The 16,267-nt window shown below is 60.5% G+C and carries 19 protein-coding genes; 8 read left to right on the forward strand and 11 right to left on the reverse strand.

Annotated features, from left to right (window positions below; genetic code table 11):
• Nucleotides 1-60 precede the first annotated feature (60 nt).
• Complete coding sequence (locus J0M27_RS01110) at nucleotides 61-201, forward strand: hypothetical protein (RefSeq protein WP_294986613.1); 141 nt, start codon at nucleotides 61-63, stop codon at nucleotides 199-201.
• Between the two features lie 80 nt (nucleotides 202-281).
• Here J0M27_RS01110 and J0M27_RS01115 read toward each other — a convergent pair whose 3' ends face one another.
• Together J0M27_RS01115 and J0M27_RS01120 are read right to left on the reverse strand one after the other, a co-directional pair.
• Nucleotides 282-1,145 carry a DMT family transporter gene (locus tag J0M27_RS01115; RefSeq protein WP_294986615.1) on the reverse strand — a complete coding sequence of 288 codons (864 nt, stop codon included), beginning with the start codon at nucleotides 1,143-1,145 and terminating at the stop codon, nucleotides 282-284.
• Nucleotides 1,146-1,214: 69 nt separating this feature from the next.
• The gene (locus J0M27_RS01120; protein ID WP_294986617.1) at nucleotides 1,215-2,315 is read right to left on the reverse strand and encodes an aromatic ring-hydroxylating dioxygenase subunit alpha; all 1,101 of its coding nucleotides are present in this window, start codon (nucleotides 2,313-2,315) and stop codon (nucleotides 1,215-1,217) included.
• A gap of 240 nt (nucleotides 2,316-2,555) precedes the next feature.
• Here J0M27_RS01120 and J0M27_RS01125 point away from each other — a divergent pair, with 240 nt between their 5' ends.
• The 4 genes from J0M27_RS01125 to folE2 all read left to right on the forward strand — a co-directional run bounded on the left by J0M27_RS01125 (nucleotide 2,556) and on the right by folE2 (nucleotide 6,492).
• On the forward strand, nucleotides 2,556-2,858 hold the full coding sequence (locus J0M27_RS01125; protein WP_294986619.1) for an exodeoxyribonuclease VII small subunit: 303 nt from the start codon (nucleotides 2,556-2,558) through the stop codon (nucleotides 2,856-2,858).
• Between the two features lie 7 nt (nucleotides 2,859-2,865).
• A complete protein-coding gene (locus J0M27_RS01130; RefSeq protein WP_294986621.1) occupies nucleotides 2,866-3,750 on the forward strand; it encodes a farnesyl diphosphate synthase in 885 nt (294 codons plus the stop codon).
• Nucleotides 3,750-5,612, forward strand: coding sequence for a 1-deoxy-D-xylulose-5-phosphate synthase (gene dxs / locus J0M27_RS01135; protein ID WP_294986622.1), 1,863 nt, complete (start codon nucleotides 3,750-3,752; stop codon nucleotides 5,610-5,612). The genes J0M27_RS01130 and dxs overlap by 1 nt, the downstream gene beginning before the upstream one ends.
• Before the next feature lie 73 nt (nucleotides 5,613-5,685).
• A complete protein-coding gene (gene folE2 / locus J0M27_RS01140; protein WP_294986624.1) occupies nucleotides 5,686-6,492 on the forward strand; it encodes a GTP cyclohydrolase FolE2 in 807 nt (268 codons plus the stop codon).
• Nucleotides 6,493-6,564: 72 nt separating this feature from the next.
• On the opposite strand, the gene rplS is transcribed toward folE2, so the two are convergent.
• The 4 genes from rplS to rpsP form a co-directional block, all read right to left on the reverse strand.
• Nucleotides 6,565-6,927 carry a 50S ribosomal protein L19 gene (gene rplS / locus J0M27_RS01145; RefSeq protein WP_294986626.1) on the reverse strand — a complete coding sequence of 121 codons (363 nt, stop codon included), beginning with the start codon at nucleotides 6,925-6,927 and terminating at the stop codon, nucleotides 6,565-6,567.
• Nucleotides 6,928-7,012: 85 nt separating this feature from the next.
• Complete coding sequence (gene trmD, locus J0M27_RS01150; RefSeq protein ID WP_365961984.1) at nucleotides 7,013-7,771, reverse strand: tRNA (guanosine(37)-N1)-methyltransferase TrmD; 759 nt, start codon at nucleotides 7,769-7,771, stop codon at nucleotides 7,013-7,015.
• Nucleotides 7,765-8,271 carry a ribosome maturation factor RimM gene (gene rimM, locus J0M27_RS01155; protein WP_294986628.1) on the reverse strand — a complete coding sequence of 169 codons (507 nt, stop codon included), beginning with the start codon at nucleotides 8,269-8,271 and terminating at the stop codon, nucleotides 7,765-7,767. Before rimM ends, trmD begins: the two co-directional genes overlap by 7 nt.
• 5 nt (nucleotides 8,272-8,276) lie before the next feature.
• On the reverse strand, nucleotides 8,277-8,531 hold the full coding sequence (gene rpsP, locus J0M27_RS01160; RefSeq protein ID WP_294986960.1) for a 30S ribosomal protein S16: 255 nt from the start codon (nucleotides 8,529-8,531) through the stop codon (nucleotides 8,277-8,279).
• 185 nt (nucleotides 8,532-8,716) lie between these two features.
• Here rpsP and J0M27_RS01165 point away from each other — a divergent pair, with 185 nt between their 5' ends.
• Nucleotides 8,717-10,255, forward strand: a complete 1,539-nt coding sequence (locus tag J0M27_RS01165; RefSeq protein ID WP_294986630.1) for a hypothetical protein — start codon at nucleotides 8,717-8,719, stop codon at nucleotides 10,253-10,255.
• On the opposite strand, the gene J0M27_RS01170 is transcribed toward J0M27_RS01165, so the two are convergent.
• On the reverse strand, nucleotides 10,252-11,073 hold the full coding sequence (locus tag J0M27_RS01170) for a YihY family inner membrane protein (RefSeq protein WP_294986632.1): 822 nt from the start codon (nucleotides 11,071-11,073) through the stop codon (nucleotides 10,252-10,254). The two genes, J0M27_RS01165 and J0M27_RS01170, sit on opposite strands and share 4 nt — an antisense overlap.
• 46 nt (nucleotides 11,074-11,119) lie before the next feature.
• Here J0M27_RS01170 and wrbA point away from each other — a divergent pair, with 46 nt between their 5' ends.
• Together wrbA and J0M27_RS01180 are read left to right on the forward strand one after the other, a co-directional pair.
• Entirely contained in the window at nucleotides 11,120-11,713 is a 594-nt protein-coding gene (wrbA, locus tag J0M27_RS01175; RefSeq protein ID WP_294986962.1) for an NAD(P)H:quinone oxidoreductase, read from the forward strand.
• Complete coding sequence (locus tag J0M27_RS01180; protein WP_294986634.1) at nucleotides 11,710-12,069, forward strand: DUF2069 domain-containing protein; 360 nt, start codon at nucleotides 11,710-11,712, stop codon at nucleotides 12,067-12,069. Before wrbA ends, J0M27_RS01180 begins: the two co-directional genes overlap by 4 nt.
• Here the strand turns inward: J0M27_RS01180 and J0M27_RS01185 are convergent.
• The 4 genes from J0M27_RS01185 to ilvN form a co-directional block, all read right to left on the reverse strand.
• The gene (locus J0M27_RS01185; RefSeq protein WP_294986636.1) at nucleotides 12,053-13,591 is read right to left on the reverse strand and encodes a 2-isopropylmalate synthase; all 1,539 of its coding nucleotides are present in this window, start codon (nucleotides 13,589-13,591) and stop codon (nucleotides 12,053-12,055) included. The two genes, J0M27_RS01180 and J0M27_RS01185, sit on opposite strands and share 17 nt — an antisense overlap.
• Before the next feature lie 215 nt (nucleotides 13,592-13,806).
• The gene (gene pssA, locus J0M27_RS01190) at nucleotides 13,807-14,544 is read right to left on the reverse strand and encodes a CDP-diacylglycerol--serine O-phosphatidyltransferase (protein ID WP_294986638.1); all 738 of its coding nucleotides are present in this window, start codon (nucleotides 14,542-14,544) and stop codon (nucleotides 13,807-13,809) included.
• A 190-nt stretch (nucleotides 14,545-14,734) separates the two neighbouring features.
• The gene (gene ilvC / locus J0M27_RS01195; RefSeq protein WP_294986640.1) at nucleotides 14,735-15,751 is read right to left on the reverse strand and encodes a ketol-acid reductoisomerase; all 1,017 of its coding nucleotides are present in this window, start codon (nucleotides 15,749-15,751) and stop codon (nucleotides 14,735-14,737) included.
• Nucleotides 15,752-15,773: 22 nt separating this feature from the next.
• On the reverse strand, nucleotides 15,774-16,265 hold the full coding sequence (ilvN, locus tag J0M27_RS01200; RefSeq protein ID WP_294986642.1) for an acetolactate synthase small subunit: 492 nt from the start codon (nucleotides 16,263-16,265) through the stop codon (nucleotides 15,774-15,776).
• Between the last annotated feature and the right edge of the window lie 2 nt (nucleotides 16,266-16,267).

Raw genomic sequence — 16,267 nt, forward strand, 5'->3', positions numbered from 1 at the left:
GAAAATGTCCCGCAAGAGGTTTAGATTTCAACTTCCGCAGCCAACCGAAGGAGGTGATCCATGAAATTCGTCGCACGCATTCTCGCGCTCGTGGTCACGCTGGCGGCAACGTCGGCCTGGGCCTGTCCCGGCGACAAGGCCAAGGACGACGGCAAGCAGTCCACCCCCAAGAAGCCGACGACGTCGCTGGCGATCGACTGATCCGCGACCAGCCACAAAAAAAGGCCGCTGCATTCACGATGCGACGGCCTTTTTCTTTTCTTGACGGCCTCCGAGTCCCCTCAGTCCGTCACCGCCTCCGTATCGGTTCGCCGCGACAACACCGTGGCGAACAGGCCGCTGGCGACGATCATCACCACGCCCGCCCAGCCGAGCCCGGGCAGGGTCTCGCCCCACAGCAGCATGCCGAATGCGCTGGAGAACACCACCGTACTGTAGGCGAGGCTGGCCGAGGCCAGCGTCTTGCCGCGCTTGTAGGCCGCCGTCATGCACAGTTGCGCCAGCAGGCCGAAGCCGCCGACACCGAGAAGCAGCAGCCAGCCGCGCAGGTCGATGGCATGGAAGGGGCTGGCCGTCAGCAGCCAGGGCAGGCCGCCCAGGGTCGCCATGGCGGAAAAATAGAACACGGTGCGCCATTCGGGCTCGCCCAGTTCCCCCAGGCGGCGCACGTTGAGGTAGGCGACGCTGGAAATGATCCCGGAGCCGAGGCCGAACACGGCCCCCAGCCACTGGTCGTGGCCCAGCGTAGGCTGCAGAAGGAAAACCACGCCGACGAAACCGATCGCGAGTACCCCGTAGAAGCCGCGCCGCACCGGTTCCTTGACCCACAGCGCCAGCAGCAGCGCGAGGAATAGCGGGGAGGTGTAGTTGAGGGTCACCGCCGCCGCCAGCGGGATCATGCTGATGGCGTAGAAGTACATCACCAGCGAGACGAAGCCCGACAGGCCGCGCACCACATGCGTCCGCGCGTGCGGCGTCGCCAGCGGCAAGCGCCGGACCATGATGTAGCCGCCGATCAGCAGCGTGGCGATGAAGCCGCGCCAGAACACCAGTTCCGCGGCCGAAAATTGCGCCGCGCCAAGCTTGACGCAGACGCCCATGCAGGCGAACAGCAGGCTTGCCGCGACCATCCAGAGTGATTGCATTGGAGACGACTCGGGTGCCGAGAAAAAGACGCCGGTCAGCGGCCGGCGCCTCGTCGGTCGGGCGTTAAATCAGGCTTTTTCGGCCATCACGCGCCGATAGAACTCGTGGAAGTGCTGCATGCCGTCTTCCATGGGCGACTGGTAAGGGCCGACTTCGCTGCGCCCCTGCTTCATCAGCGCGCGGCGACCGCGATCCATGCGCTCGCCGATGTCGTCGTCCTCGATCGCCGTTTCCATGTAGGCAGCCTGCTCGGCCTTGATGAATTCCGGCTCGAACAGCGCGATGTCCTCGGGGTAATAGAACTCGACCACGTTCAGGGTCCGGTCAACGTCCTGGGGAATCAGGGTTGATACCACCAGCACGTGCGGATACCACTCGACCATGATGTTCGGGTAGTAGGTGAGCCAGATCGCGCCGTGCCTGGGCAATTCGCCGTTGTAGTAATCGAGTACCGCCTTGTGCCACTGTTTGTAGGTCGCCGAACCGGGCTTGGCCAGCGAGGTGATGCCGACCCGCTGCACCGAATACCAGTCGCCGAACTGCCAGGCCAGGTCCTCGCAGGTGACGAAGCCGCCGAGCCCCGGGTGATAGGGCTCGACGTGGTAGTCCTCGAGATACACCTCGATGAAGGTCTTCCAGTTGTAGTTGCACTGGTGCAGTTCGACGTGGTCCAGCCTGTAGCCATCGAACCTGAGCTCGCCGGCGACCTTCATGCCGGCCAGGTCGGCGTTTGCAGAGCGTGGCCCCCTGAACAGCAGGCCCTGCCAGTTCTCCAGCTTCTGCTTTGCGAGGTTGAGGCACGGATTGGCCGGAAAGTGCGGCGCCCCGATCAGCTCGCCGCCCGTGTCGTAGGTCCAGCGATGGATCGGGCAGACGATGTTCTTCGCATTGCCCGCACCCTGCAGCATGATGGCCTGCCGATGGCGGCAGACATTGGACATCTCGTAGTGGCCATCGGGCTGGCGCACCAACATTCGCGCATGATCGTGCCACTCCTGCGAACGATAGTCATGCAGCGCGGGAACCATCAGTTCATGGCCGACATAGCCCGGTCCGGCATCGAAGATCAGCTTCTTCTCCATCTCGAAGCGCTTTTCATCGAAATACCACTCAACCGGAAACTGCGACGCGCCTGGTGAAAGGAGCGCTCGCGAGCCTGCTTCGGACATGATTCCCAACCTCCAAGAGGGATTACCCGGAAACCGGAAACGGACGGAAACCCGGGTTTCGCAGCAGGTAGATACCCGCGCCAGCGGGCGCTTTGCCGAAACTGAAGGTCCGCCAGGACAGACAATCGGCCGGAAAATCCGGCGGGGTGATTGTAGCCAATTTGACCAGAGGGCGCACCTTAGGCTATTTTTACGGTTTTCCCTTGCCGCCGGGCACTGCTTTCGGCCAAGGCTTTACTCATGGCCACACCCTCGAACGCTGTCATTGATACCGATTCCGCTGGCGAGAACTCCCTGTCGTTTGAACACGCGCTCAGCGAACTCGAAGCGATAGTCGCGGCGATGGAAGCCGGTCAGATGTCCCTGCAGGATGCGCTCGACGCCTACAAGCGCGGCTCGGCCCTGTTGCGCCATTGCCAGGCGACGCTTACAGCAGCGGAGCAGCAGATACGCATCCTGGATGCAGACGGCCTGCGCGATTTCGACGCACTGCAGGAAGCCCCCGCGGGGGACCCAAGGCCCGACGGCAAACAGGAAAGCTGAGGCGCCCATGGAATTCCCGACCTGGATGTCCGCCATCCAGCGGCGCACCGAATCGGCCCTCGATGCCGCCCTGCCGGCCGCGGACCTGTCCCCCGCGCGTCTGCACCAGGCGATGCGCTATTCGGTCCTCGGTGGTGGCAAGCGCGTGCGCCCTCTGCTCTGCCATGCGGCCGGGGCCATCTTTGGGGCCGACGAAAAGGTGCTGGATGCACCGGCCATCGCCGTCGAACTGATCCATGCCTATTCGCTGGTGCACGACGACATGCCTTGCATGGACGACGACGTCCTGCGCCGCGGCAAACCGACCTGCCACGTCGAGTTCGACGAGGCGACCGCACTGCTGGTCGGCGACGCCTTGCAGACCTTGGCCTTCCAGGTCCTCGCCGAGCGGCTCCCCGGCATCTCCGCGGCACGGCAGATCGAGATGATGCATCTGCTGGCGGTTGCCTCGGGATCGCGCGGCATGGCCGGCGGCCAGGCCATCGACCTTGCCGCGGTGGGCCGCGAACTCGACATCGGCGAACTCGAATACATGCACATCCACAAGACTGGCGCGCTGATTCGCGCCGCCGTGCTGCTCGGCGCCCATTGCGGCGAAGCAGCGCCCGACGCGATGGAGCGACTCGGTCGATTTGCCAATCGCATCGGCCTGCTGTTCCAGGTGGTCGATGACATCCTCGATGCCGAGGCGAGCACCGCCACCCTGGGCAAGACCGCCGGCAAGGACGCGGCGCAGAACAAGCCAACCTATGTCAATTTCCTCGGCGTGAAAGAGGCGAAAGCCATGGCCGCCAAGCTGCGTCAGGATGCCCACGACGCGCTTGCGCCATTCGGCAATTCCGCCACGCGCCTGCACGAACTTGCCGACTTCATCGTCGAGCGGACCTTCTGATGACCCATCCCCTGCTTGACGCAATCCTTTCTCCCGCCGACCTGCGCACGCTGCAGCGCGAGCAGTTACCGCAACTCGCCGATGAGTTGCGCGCATTCCTGCTCGAATCGGTTTCCAAGACCGGCGGACACCTGTCGTCCAACCTGGGCACGGTGGAACTGACCGTCGCCTTGCATTACGTATTCGATACGCCGGCCGACCGCCTGGTCTGGGACGTCGGCCACCAGACCTATCCGCACAAGGCGCTGACGGGCCGGCGCGGCGGCATGCAGCGCCTGCGCATGAAGGACGGCGTCTCCGGCTTCCCGCGCCGATGCGAGAGCGAGTACGACACTTTCGGCGTCGGCCATTCGTCGACCTCGATTTCGGCCGCGCTCGGCATGGCGGTCGCCGCCCGCAACAAGGGCGAGGAAAGGCGCGTGGTGGCAATCATCGGCGACGGCGCGATGTCGGCCGGAGAAGCCTTCGAAGCCCTCAACAATGCCGGCGTGATCGATGCCAACCTGCTGGTAATCCTCAATGACAACGATATGTCGATCTCGCCGCCGGTGGGCGCGCTCAACAAGTACCTGGCGCGGCTGCTGTCGGGCGGCACCTTCAACGCGGCGCGGCGCGCCGGAGAGAAGGTGCTCGCGTCGCTGCCGAACGTTCTCGAATTCGCCAACCGCGTCGAGGAACACGTCAAGGGAATGATCTCGCCGGGCACCTTGTTCGAGGAATTCGGCTTCAACTACATCGGCCCCATCGACGGCCACGACCTCGATGCGCTGATCCCCACGCTGCAGAACCTGCGCAAGCTGAAGGGGCCGCAGTTCCTTCACGTCATCACACGCAAGGGCCAGGGTTACAAGCTGGCCGAGGCCGATCCGATCCTGTATCACGGCGTCGGCAAGTTCGACGCCGCCAACGGCATCGAACAGGCCAAGGCGTCGGGTCGCCCGACCTACACCCAGGTATTCGGCGACTGGCTGTGCGACCAGGCAACGGCCGACAACCGCCTGGTAGGCATCACACCGGCAATGCGCGAGGGTTCGGGCATGGTGCGCTTCGCCCAGGAGTTTCCGCAGCGCTACTTCGACGTCGGCATAGCGGAGCAGCATGCGGTCACCTTTGCCGGCGGCCTCGCCTGCGAGGGCATGCGTCCGGTGGTGGCTATCTATTCGACCTTCCTGCAGCGCGCCTACGATCAACTGATCCACGACATCGCCCTGCAGAACCTGCCGGTGGTTTTCGCCATCGACCGCGGCGGCCTGGTCGGCGCCGACGGCGCCACGCACAATGGCGCTTTCGACCTTTCCTACCTGACGTGCATACCGAACATGGTGGTGATGGCGCCCAGCGACGAAAACGAATGCCGAAAGATGCTCTCCACGGCCTATACGCTGAACGGCCCCAGCGCCGTGCGCTATCCGCGTGGCAGCGGGCCGGGAACCCCCGTGGAAGCCTCCCTCGACATCTTGCCGACCGGCAAGGGGGAGTTGCGCCGGCGCGGCAGGAAAGTGGCGCTGCTGGCCTTTGGTGCCATGCTGGCGCCGGCCTTGAAGGCGGCCGAGGCGCTCGATGCCAGCGTCGCCAACATGCGCTTCGTCAAACCGCTCGACACCGAACTGGTGCGCCAACTGGCCGCGGAACACGAACTCCTGGTCAGCATCGAGGAGAACGCCCTGATCGGCGGCGGCGGCGCCGAAATTGCCCGCGCGCTGGAGGAAGCCGGTATCACCGTGCCTTTCCTGCGTCTGGGCTTGCCGGACCGATTCATCGATCACGGCGATTCGGCCCTGCTGCTTGCGGAACTTGGCCTTGACGCCGCTGGAATTGAGCGTAGCGTCATGGCCAGCCTGAACAAAGCGTACAATAGTTGAGTAATTCAGTCAGGCAATGTTATAGTTCGGTTATCGATCACCGCTCACAGGCACTATGAACAGCAGGAATCCCATGGCTCAAGCCAAGCAGGCCCCGATACCAGACGTCCAGAACAGCGAGGACTCGCGCCAGTTGCCGATCAACAAGGTGGGCATCAAGGACATACGCCATCCTTTCAAGGTGCTGGACAAGAGCGGCGGCGTACGCCACACGATCGCCACCTTCAACATGTATGTCGGCCTGCCCCACAATTTCAAGGGCACCCACATGTCGCGCTTCGTCGAGATTCTCAACTCGCACGAAGAAGAGATCTCGGTAGAGAGCTTCGAGACCATGCTGCGCGAAATGGTCACCCGACTGGAGGCCGAGACCGGGCACCTCGAAATGAGTTTTCCGTATTTCATCAACAAGGCGGCGCCCGTTTCCGGCGTCAAGAGCCTGATGGATTACGAGGTCACCTTCATCGGCGAAATCATCGCCGGGAACCGCTACCGCCAGACCATCAAGGTCGTGGTGCCGGTAACCAGCCTTTGCCCATGCTCGAAGAAAATATCGGACCGTGGCGCCCACAACCAGCGTTCCCACGTCACCATCACGGCGACGACGAACCAGTTGGTATGGATCGAGGACCTCGTGCGCATGGCCGAAACCCAAGCCTCCTGCGAACTCTACGGTCTGCTCAAACGGCCCGATGAAAAGCTGGTCACCGAGCGCGCCTACGACAATCCCAAGTTCGTCGAAGACCTGGTGCGCGACGTCGCCGGTGCGCTCAATGCCGACCCGCGCATCGACGCCTACGTGGTCGAAAGCGAAAACTTCGAGTCGATCCACAATCACTCGGCCTACGCACTGATCGAGTGCAACAAGAAGCGCTACTGAGTTCAGCCGTTCCAGATGAAACGGGCCGCCCGGTGAAAACCGGGCGGCCCGTTGTCTTTGCCTCGCAGGCGATCAGGCCTTGCGCGTAAGCTTCTCTTTGATCCGCGCCGACTTGCCGGAGCGGTCGCGCAAGTAGTACAGCTTGGCGCGGCGGACATCGCCACGGCGCTTGAGTTCGATGCTGGCGATCAGCGGCGAGTAGGTCTGGAAAGTACGCTCGACGCCCTCGCCGGAGGAAATCTTGCGCACGATGAAGTTCGAGTTGAGGCCGCGATTGCGCTTGGAGATCACCACGCCTTCGAATGCCTGGACGCGCTTGCGATCACCTTCGACCACGTTCACATTGACGACCACGGTATCGCCGGGAGCGAACTCGGGCACGGTCTTGCCCAGACGTTCGATTTCTTCCTTTTCGAGTTGCTGAATCAGGTTCATGCTTTACTCCATATTTTGTGGCTACGGATGTTTCCCGTCAGCCTTGCCCGCAGAGCAGGACACACTGTCCTGATACGCGCCGTTTCTAATTGACCTCCCGCTGAAACTCCCCCAGCAGAACGGCCTCTTCACTGCTCAGCCCCCTCGTCTCGATCAGATCCGGGCGCCGTTGCCACGTTCGACCCAGCGCCTGTTTCAGGCGCCAGCGCCGTATTGCCTCATGGTTGCCGGACAGCAATACCGCCGGCACCGCTTTTCCTTCATATACCTCTGGCCGTGTGTAGTGCGGACAGTCCAGCAGCCCCGCGGCAAAAGAATCTTCCGCCGCCGAGCTTACGTCGTTCAGTGCTCCCGGCAGCAGCCTGATGCAGGCGTCCATCAGGGCCATTGCCGCCAGTTCGCCGCCGGACAATACGAAGTCTCCCAGCGACAGTTCCTCATCCACGCAGCGCTCGATTACACGCTCGTCAACTCCTTCGTAGCGACCGCAAAGCAGGATCGCCCCGCCCTCAGCTACCAGTTCCGCAACACGACGCTGGTCAATCCGCCGCCCTTGCGGCGAAAGGTAGATCACTTTCGCCGTAGCGCCAGCGCCGACTTTTGCGTCTGCCTTGGCCGCCACTATTGCCTGCTCCAGCGGCGAGGCCATCATCACCATCCCGGGGCCACCGCCATACGGCCGGTCATCCACTGTTTTATGCACATCTTGCGTCCACTCGCGTGGGTTGCGAAACCCTACCTGCCACAAGCCGCGTTCCAGCGCGCGCCTCGAGATCCCGGACGCGGTCAAGGCCGCAAACATCTCCGGAAACAGCGTAATGACCTCGAAGCGCAAGCTCACCAGTCACTGTCCCAGTCGACACGCACCATTTTTCCGGCGATATCGACCTTCTTGATCACCTGCTCGACAAAGGGCAGCAACCGCTCCCGCTCTCCGTCGGTCACTACCAGCACCTCGTTCGCGCCCGTCTCAATCAGGGACCTGACGCGACCCAACGGCTGATCCCGCAAATTCACCACATCGAGGCCAATCAGGTCGGCCCAGTAGTACTCATCCTGCGCCGGCGCTGGCAAATCTTCGCGCGACGCGCCGAAATAGCAACTGCCCAAAGCTTCCGATGCATCGCGATCATCGATACCGGACAACTTGGCGACGACACCGTCGCCGTGCAGCTTTACCGCCTCAACGACGCGAGGCGTCCAGCATTCCGCGGGCGCGTCGGCATCCGCCGAGAGCCACCATTGCCGCATTTTTCGCCATGCCTCGGGGTCATCGCCGAAGGGATGCACCCTCAGCCAGCCTTGAACTCCGAACGGGGCGACAATGCGCCCCAGCACAATCATGCGATTCAGGCAGCCTTGGTCGCCGCCGCCTGCTTGACCAGACGGGCGGCGGTCGGCGACAGTTGCGCGCCGTGCCCTTGCCAATAGGCGAGGCGCTCGGTATTGATCACCAGACCCTGCTCATTCGCGGCAGCAACGGGATTGTAGTAACCGATGCGCTCGATGAAGCGACCGTCACGGCGATTGCGCGAATCGGCAACCACCATATTGAAGAACGGGCGCTTTTTGGCGCCGCTGCGGGCGAGACGAATAACTACCATGGTGTTCTCTTGAAAAGCGGGAAAGCCGGCGATTCTAAGGCAAAGATAGACATAAAACAAGAAGTTGTCCCGATTTTTGGCCTGCCTCCTCGGCCTCGACCAACTACGAGAAGCGGCCACCCTGGCCACGCTGCGATCAACCCCGCCCCCCGGAAAATACATCCGGTTTCCACTAGAATCGTAGCTTGTACACGGCTGTCCTGCCCAACATGCGCCGCAACCAGACATTGCCTCCCCCTCATCCTCTGCTGCAGCAGGCGCTGGATTGGCTCGCCGAGCCGGCGGACGATGATCCGCTGCTTGACCTGGTCCCGCTACGCAAGCACCTCGCTGCAATTGGGTCGTTGCAGATTCCCGTGCTGCATCGTCTGAAAATTGACGAGCTGCTGCAGCAAAGGGCCGAACGCATCGACCAAGCGCTGATTCCCTTGCTGCTCGATGTCAAGCTGCCGCTTCCTGTATCACTGGGCACGGTAGCGCACAGCCTGATCGGTTTGCGGGCGGAACTCGGCGAAACCTGGTTACGCATCGCAGGCGAGGCCGACCCTCGGGATCTCGCTCGGGTTAGTCGCAGTCGGCCACAGATATGCCTGCAGGGAATAAACAACCTCGCGCGCCAATTCATGGCGGTGCAGGTCGTCGCGATACCGACACCGATGAATTTCTGGCGCAATTGCCAAGCTCTCTATCATTCCGCCCATGAATCGGTGGATCCTGACTCGACCCTTCCCGCAGAAATCCCGGCAATCGATAACAAAGTCAAAGTCATGCTGGCGCTCACCGCAGCTCAACCGGAAGGGCTCACGCCACGCGAGATCGTGTTCCTCGCCGAGTACCTCGAATTGCATGCCGGGCTTACGCGAATCGACCCTATGGCGCCTGAAACACCTGGCGACTGGTACTGGCTCGACCAGAGTCTGGATCAACCTCCCGTTCCGCTGGAACGCATTAAACCAAGCGGTGGGCAATGCCTCTATATCCGCTTCGGGGAACTTGCGGCCGAAGCAGCGCGGCATCTGGACCAACTAAACGACGGCATCCCGCCGCGGACGCTAGGACTGCCGCTGCAAGCTGCCGGAGCCGACTACCGCAATGCACTGGAGCGCGCCAGGCAATTCTGGGCGGCCCCGCGCCGACGCAGTTTCAATCGCCGGTCGCAGTCATTGCCGGTGGAAGTATGCACGCAGTTGAGTTCGATCTGGACCGCCCTCAAGGGCGAATCCGAGCCAGGCCCAACTGCCTCGGTCTGCGAGTTGACCTACAGCGACTGGACGCTGCTCAATGAAGGTCCATCCGGCTATGCAATCGTACATATCGTCGGCGCGGTCGTAGGCATCGTTCCTGGCTGCGCGGTGGGATTGCGCACCGGGGCCGGGGCGGCTTGGCAAATTTGCCTGGTCCGCTGGGCTCGCAGCCGAAGCAGCAGCCATGTCGAACTGGGGCTCGAAGTTATTTCACCTTCGGCAAAGCCGGTTCGCATCCAGGCTATCGGCACTCGAAATCCTGAGCCACCGGTGCCCGCGTTGCTGCTTCCGGCGATGCCGAGCATCAATCGCAGCGAATCGATACTGGCAGGCCGCGGCAACTACAACGCTTGGCCCTTCACCCTGCTGCAGGAACACGAGTCCCAATTGCAGGTTGCCGAATTCATTCCACAACGAACCCTGATCGAAACGTCGAGCATTGAGGTCTTCGAGTTCGTGCGCAACCGCTCCGCAAGTTAGGGGCGGGACGACTGAGGCAGTTCCGCAACAATCAGGGCGCCGACCAGTATCACGCTCCACGATGCGTAGAGCCAGATCAGGAACATCGGAATCGCCGAGAACGCCCCATAGACGACGGCATTTACGGCAAATCCCGTGGCGATATAGACGGTGAACAGCTTCTGCAATCCAACGAATCCCAATGCCGCGGCGGATCCGCCGAAAGCCGCGTGCCAGACCTTGACAGGCCGGTTCGGCACTCCCCAGTAAAGCAGCCCGAACAACGTGCTCATGAACACGAATGGCAGCAGGCCTCGAATCACGAAGGTATTCACCCACTGCGGTTCGTGCAAAACACCGAACGACACCCCAACGACAAATGAAATCGCTGCAATGCTTGCACCGAAGGCCAGCGGACCCAACAGCAACGCGAGCACGTGTATGGCCAGTCGCCTCAATAATGGGCGCCCGGAACGAACCTTCCAAATTTGGTTGAACGCCCGTTCGATGGTCAACATCTGCATCAGCGCCGTAACCGCAAGTACCATCACGCCAAATAACGTCAAACGACCAGCCCGTGACGCAAACTGTCCGATGTACTTGGCGATGATGACGCCGGCCTTGTCAGGCAGCAGGTTGGATAGCAGGAACTTTTCCAGGGCCGTGCCAAGCCCGACTCCGACCGGAAAATATGAAACAAGCGCGAACGCACCGGCAATCATCGGCACCAGGCCGATCAGGGTGGCGAACGAGAGTGCCGCAGCCGTCTGCACGCAGTGTTCTCGATGAAAGCGTTGAGCAGTGCGGAAGATCAGCCGGAAGGGCGCGAGTAGCCACATAAAATTGAATTCTACTGGAGGCGGCAAAATGCAGACGGGAGGCGGAATACATGAAATACTCGTCCTTTACTACAGCCATCATGGCGCGACCCGGGAACTGGCTCGCCACATAGCGCGTGGCATCGAGCAAGTTCAGGGAGTCTGCGCGCGATTGCGCACGGTCCCGAAGGTTTCCACGGTGTGCGAAGCGACCGACTCGAATGTTCCCGATGCCGGCGCACCCTATGTCGAGACCATCGACCTCGAACAATGCATCGGTCTGGCACTGGGCAGCCCAACCCGCTTTGGCAACATGGCGGCGCCGTTGAAATATTTCCTCGACTCGACCAGCGGCCTTTGGCTGAAAGGGGCGCTGGCCGGCAAACCCGCAGCGGTCTTCACTTCGACCACGACCATGCACGGCGGCCAGGAATCCACGCTCCTCTCGATGATGCTGCCGCTGCTTCACCACGGGATGATGATTGTCGGCATTCCCTATACGGAGACTGCCCTCTCGGAAACCCGCGAGGGCGGCACACCCTATGGCGCAAGCCATGTCAGTGGCATTACCGGGAACACGGTCCCGTCTGCGCATGAGAAGTCGCTGGCGATCGCGCTCGGGCGCCGCCTCGCCGAAACCGCGAAGAAACTCGCGGCATGATTTCTTGGTTCAACCGATTGGCGGCCGTCAGCCTTGTCGGCCTGCTTTTCCTTTGTCTGTCCTGGGAACTCTGGATCGCACCATTGCGGCCGGGTGGCTCAATGCTGGCCTTGAAAGCATTGCCTCTGCTGTTTCCGCTGTTCGGAATCCTGCACGGTCGGCGCTACACACATCAATGGACATCAATGCTCTCTTTGGTATATCTTGCGGAAGGCTTGGTGCGGATGGCCTCGGACCAGGGCGCAAGCCAAATGCTGGCAACGGCCGAGATCATCCTGGCGACCGGTCTTTTCGCCGGATGCCTCGGCCACGCGCGCGCGACAGCTCCTTCCCGGACGGTCAAAGCTGCGGATTGAGCTTTTCCTGGCCGTAACGCAGTTTGTTGAGTGCGTTTAAGTACGCCTTGGCGGAAGCAACCACGATATCAGTGTCTGCCCCCTGACCATTAACAATCCGTCCGTCTCTGGCAAGGCGAACGGTAACCTCACCCTGGGCATCCGTCCCCGTCGTAATCGCGTTAACCGAATAGAGCAGCAGTTCGGCACCGCTTGCCGTTACCGTTTCAATGGCCTTGAAGGTCGCGTCCACAGGGCCGCTGCCACTTGATTCGGCTTGCTGCTCGGCCCCGCCCGCGGACAAGGTAAGTCGGGCCAGTGGAGCTTCCCCGGTTTCCGAGTGGAACATCGACGAGACGAGCTTGTAATGTTCATCATCCGTGACGACCATTTCATCGCTCATCAACGCGTGCAAGTCCTCGTCGAATATCTCGTGTTTCTTGTCGGCGAGTTCCTTGAAATGCGCGAAGGCTACGTTCAGAACCTGCTCGCTTTCAACCTCGATCCCAAGCTCTTTGAGGCGGGCCTTGAAGGCCGTGCGTCCCGAATGCTTGCCGAGAACAAGCTTGTTGGCGTTCCAGCCCACATCCTCGGCGCGCATGATTTCGTAGGTCTCGCGATGCTTGAGTACTCCGTCCTGATGGATTCCCGACTCATGCGCAAACGCATTCGCACCGACAATCGCCTTGTTCGGCTGTACAGGAAACCCGGTGATGCTGGACACCATCTTGGATGCAGCGACAATCTGCGTCGTGTCTATGCGCGTCTCGCAGGGAAAAACGTCTTGCCGCGTATGAACCGCCATGACGATTTCTTCTAGCGCGGCATTGCCGGCACGCTCGCCCAGGCCATTGATGGTGCATTCGACCTGACGCGCGCCAGCCATGACCGCGGCGAGGCTGTTCGCAACTGCAAGCCCAAGGTCATTGTGGCAATGCACTGACCAGATCACCTTGTCCGAACCCGGAATCCGCTCGCGCAGTTGCCGAATTCTCTCCGCATACTGCCCCGGAACGTTATAGCCCACCGTGTCCGGGATGTTGATCGTGGTAGCCCCTTCCTTGATCACCGCCTCGATGATCCTGCAGAGGAATTCCAGATCCGAGCGTCCGGCGTCTTCACACGAAAACTCGACGTCATCGATGCCGTTCCGCGCAAAACGAACGGCCTTCTGCGCCGCAATCAGGACATCGTCAGGGGCCATGCGCAGCTTCTTCTCCATGTGAATCGGGCTGGTGGCAATGAAAGTATGAATGCGCCCCGACCTTGCAGGCTTTACCGCATCCAGTGCCCTGGCGATGTCCTTGTCGAACGCGCGACAGAGGCCCGCGACGGTCGACTCCTTGATGGCCTCGGCTACCGCCTTTACAGCTTCAAAATCCCCGTTGGAGGCCGCCGGGAAACCTGCCTCGATGACATCCACGCGCATCCTCTCCAGTTGGCGGGCGATCCGCAGCTTTTCCTCCTTGGTCATCGATGCGCCGGGACTCTGCTCACCATCACGCAACGTCGTATCGAAAATGATCAATTGATCTTTGGCCATGATTCTCTCCAGGCAAAACAGAAATGGGATTATCCCGCCCCGCAAGGGGCAGGCACTGTCGACAACCGGATTGTGTGGGTGTTGTTTTAGCGCGCGCGGCGCAGCAGCGGGAGCAATTTCGCCCGCAACGGCTGGCGCGCGATCAGCACGCCTGAGAAGCCGAGAAACAAAGCAGCAAACAAAAGTTCAGCAAACATGATTCCACTATAAAGATATTACTCCGGGCGCGCAACAGATTTTCTCTTGGAGCGCCAGGTCCATGCCGCCATCAAATAACCGGAAATCGCATAGGCTAGAAACAGGGCAAAGAGTACGCCCGGCGGATAAGACGAAACCAGCACATATCCCAGCACGATCGCCGGCAAGACCATGAAGGGTACGCTACGACGCAGATTGATGTCCTTGCCGCTCCAGTACGGCAGAGTACTTACCATGGTTATTCCGGAGAACAGCGTCAAGGCGAACGCATACCATCGCACCTCTTCGCCGGGAATATTCAGGTCATTGATAATCCAGACGAAACCTGCAACCAGTGCAGCAGCTGCCGGGCTCGGCAATCCCTGAAAGTAGCGTTTGTCCACAATTCCGATATTGGTGTTGAACCGGGCAAGTCGCAACGCCGCTCCAGCGCAGTACACGAAAGCGGCAATCCAGCCCCACTTTCCCATTCCCTTCATCGCCCACTCAAAAACGATCAAAGCGGGTGCGGCCCCAAATGACACCATGTCAGAAAGGGAATCGTATTCGGCGCCAAACGCACTTTGCGTCCGGGTCATGCGCGCAACGCGACCATCGAGGCCGTCAAACACCATGGCAATGAAGATCGCGACAGCCGCATTCTCGAATCGCCCGGTCATCGCCTGGACGATGGCGTAAAAACCAGCGAAAAGACCGGCCGTCGTTAGCAGATTCGGTAGTAGGAAGATTCCACGTCGACGCAATTCGGGATTCATCAACGTCTTGCGAGGCGGAAGTGCCGGCATGATCAGGAGAAAGTTGAAAGCACGAATTGTATTCTAACGTTTCAGACGACCTTGACGCCGTACACTGATCGGCCCAGGAAATCGGTTTGAAATCCGAGTCAATAGGGAGTTTCAAAAAAAGGCGCGGCAAAGCCGCGCCTTTCTCCGCCATGCGAAAGTGTCAGTTCTTGGTCTGATCCACGAGCTTGTTCTTCTTGATCCACGGCATCATCGCGCGCAACTGCTCGCCAACCTGCTCAATCGGATGAGCGGCCGTTAGGCGGCGGCGAGCGGTCATTTCCGGGTAGTTGGTGCGGCCTTCCAGAATGAACTTCTTCGCGTACTCACCCTCTTGAATCGCTTTCAGGGCTTCCTTCATCGCGGCGCGCGCTTCGGCGCCGATCACCTTGGGGCCGGTTACATACTCGCCATACTCGGCGTTGTTGGAGATCGAGTAATTCATGTTGGCGATGCCGCCTTCGAAAATCAGGTCAACAATCAGCTTGACCTCGTGCAGGCATTCGAAATACGCCATTTCAGGGGCATAACCCGCATCGGTCAAGGTTTCGTAGCCGGCCTTGATCAACTCGACCAGACCGCCACAGAGCACTGCCTGTTCGCCGAACAGGTCCGTCTCGGTCTCTTCCCGAAAATTGGTCTCGATCACGCCACCCTTCGTCCCCCCGTTCGCGGCCGCATAGGACAACGCAATGTCCTTTGCCTTGCCCGACTTGTCCTGATGAATCGCGATTAGAGACGGAACACCACCCCCACGCAGGTATTCCGACCGAACCGTATGACCGGGACCTTTCGGGGCGATCATGATCACGTCCACATCCGTGCGGGGAACCACCTGGTTGTAATGAACATTGAACCCGTGGGCAAATGCCAGCGCCGCGCCCTTTTTCATGTTGCGTTCCACATCCGCGTGGTAAACGGCAGGAATCGTTTCGTCGGGCAATAGCATCATGACGACGTCCGCGTCCTTCACCGCCTTGGCGACCTCCTCTACCTTCAATCCGGCCTTCTTCGCCTTGTCCCAGGAGGCACCGCCCTTGCGAAGACCGACGGTCACCTTTACACCCGAGTCCTTGAGGTTCTGTGCATGGGCGTGCCCCTGCGACCCATAGCCAACGATAGTGACCTTCTTGCCCTTGATCAGAGACAGATCCGCATCCTTGTCGTAATAAACTTTCATTCGATATCCTTGTATTCAGAGGTCAGACTTTGAGAATTCGATCGCCACGGCCGATGCCGGAAACACCGGTGCGCACGGTTTCGAGTATCAACGATCTGTCGATGGCCTCGAGAAAGGCGTCCAGTTTGGATCCGTTGCCGGTCAGTTCAATGACGTAAGTGGAATCCGTCACGTCGATGATACGGCCGCGAAAAATATCCGCGATGCGTTTCATTTCTTCGCGATCCTTGCCGGCTGCCCGAACCTTGACGAGCATGAGTTCGCGCTCGATATGGGCAGCTTCAGACAGATCGACGACCTTGACGACGTCAATCAATTTATTGAGTTGCTTGGTGATCTGCTCGATGACGTCGTCGGACCCGGTGCTGACAATGGTCATCCGCGAAAGGGATGCATCCTCCGTTGGCGCCACTGTCAGCGACTCGATGTTAAAGGCCCGTGCAGAGAAGAGCCCCGAGACTCGCGAAAGCGCGCCTGCCTCGTTTTCGATAAGAATTGAAATGATGTGTCGCATGC

This window comes from Sulfuritalea sp., from assembly GCF_017302275.1.
Classification (GTDB): domain Bacteria; phylum Pseudomonadota; class Gammaproteobacteria; order Burkholderiales; family Rhodocyclaceae; genus Sulfuritalea.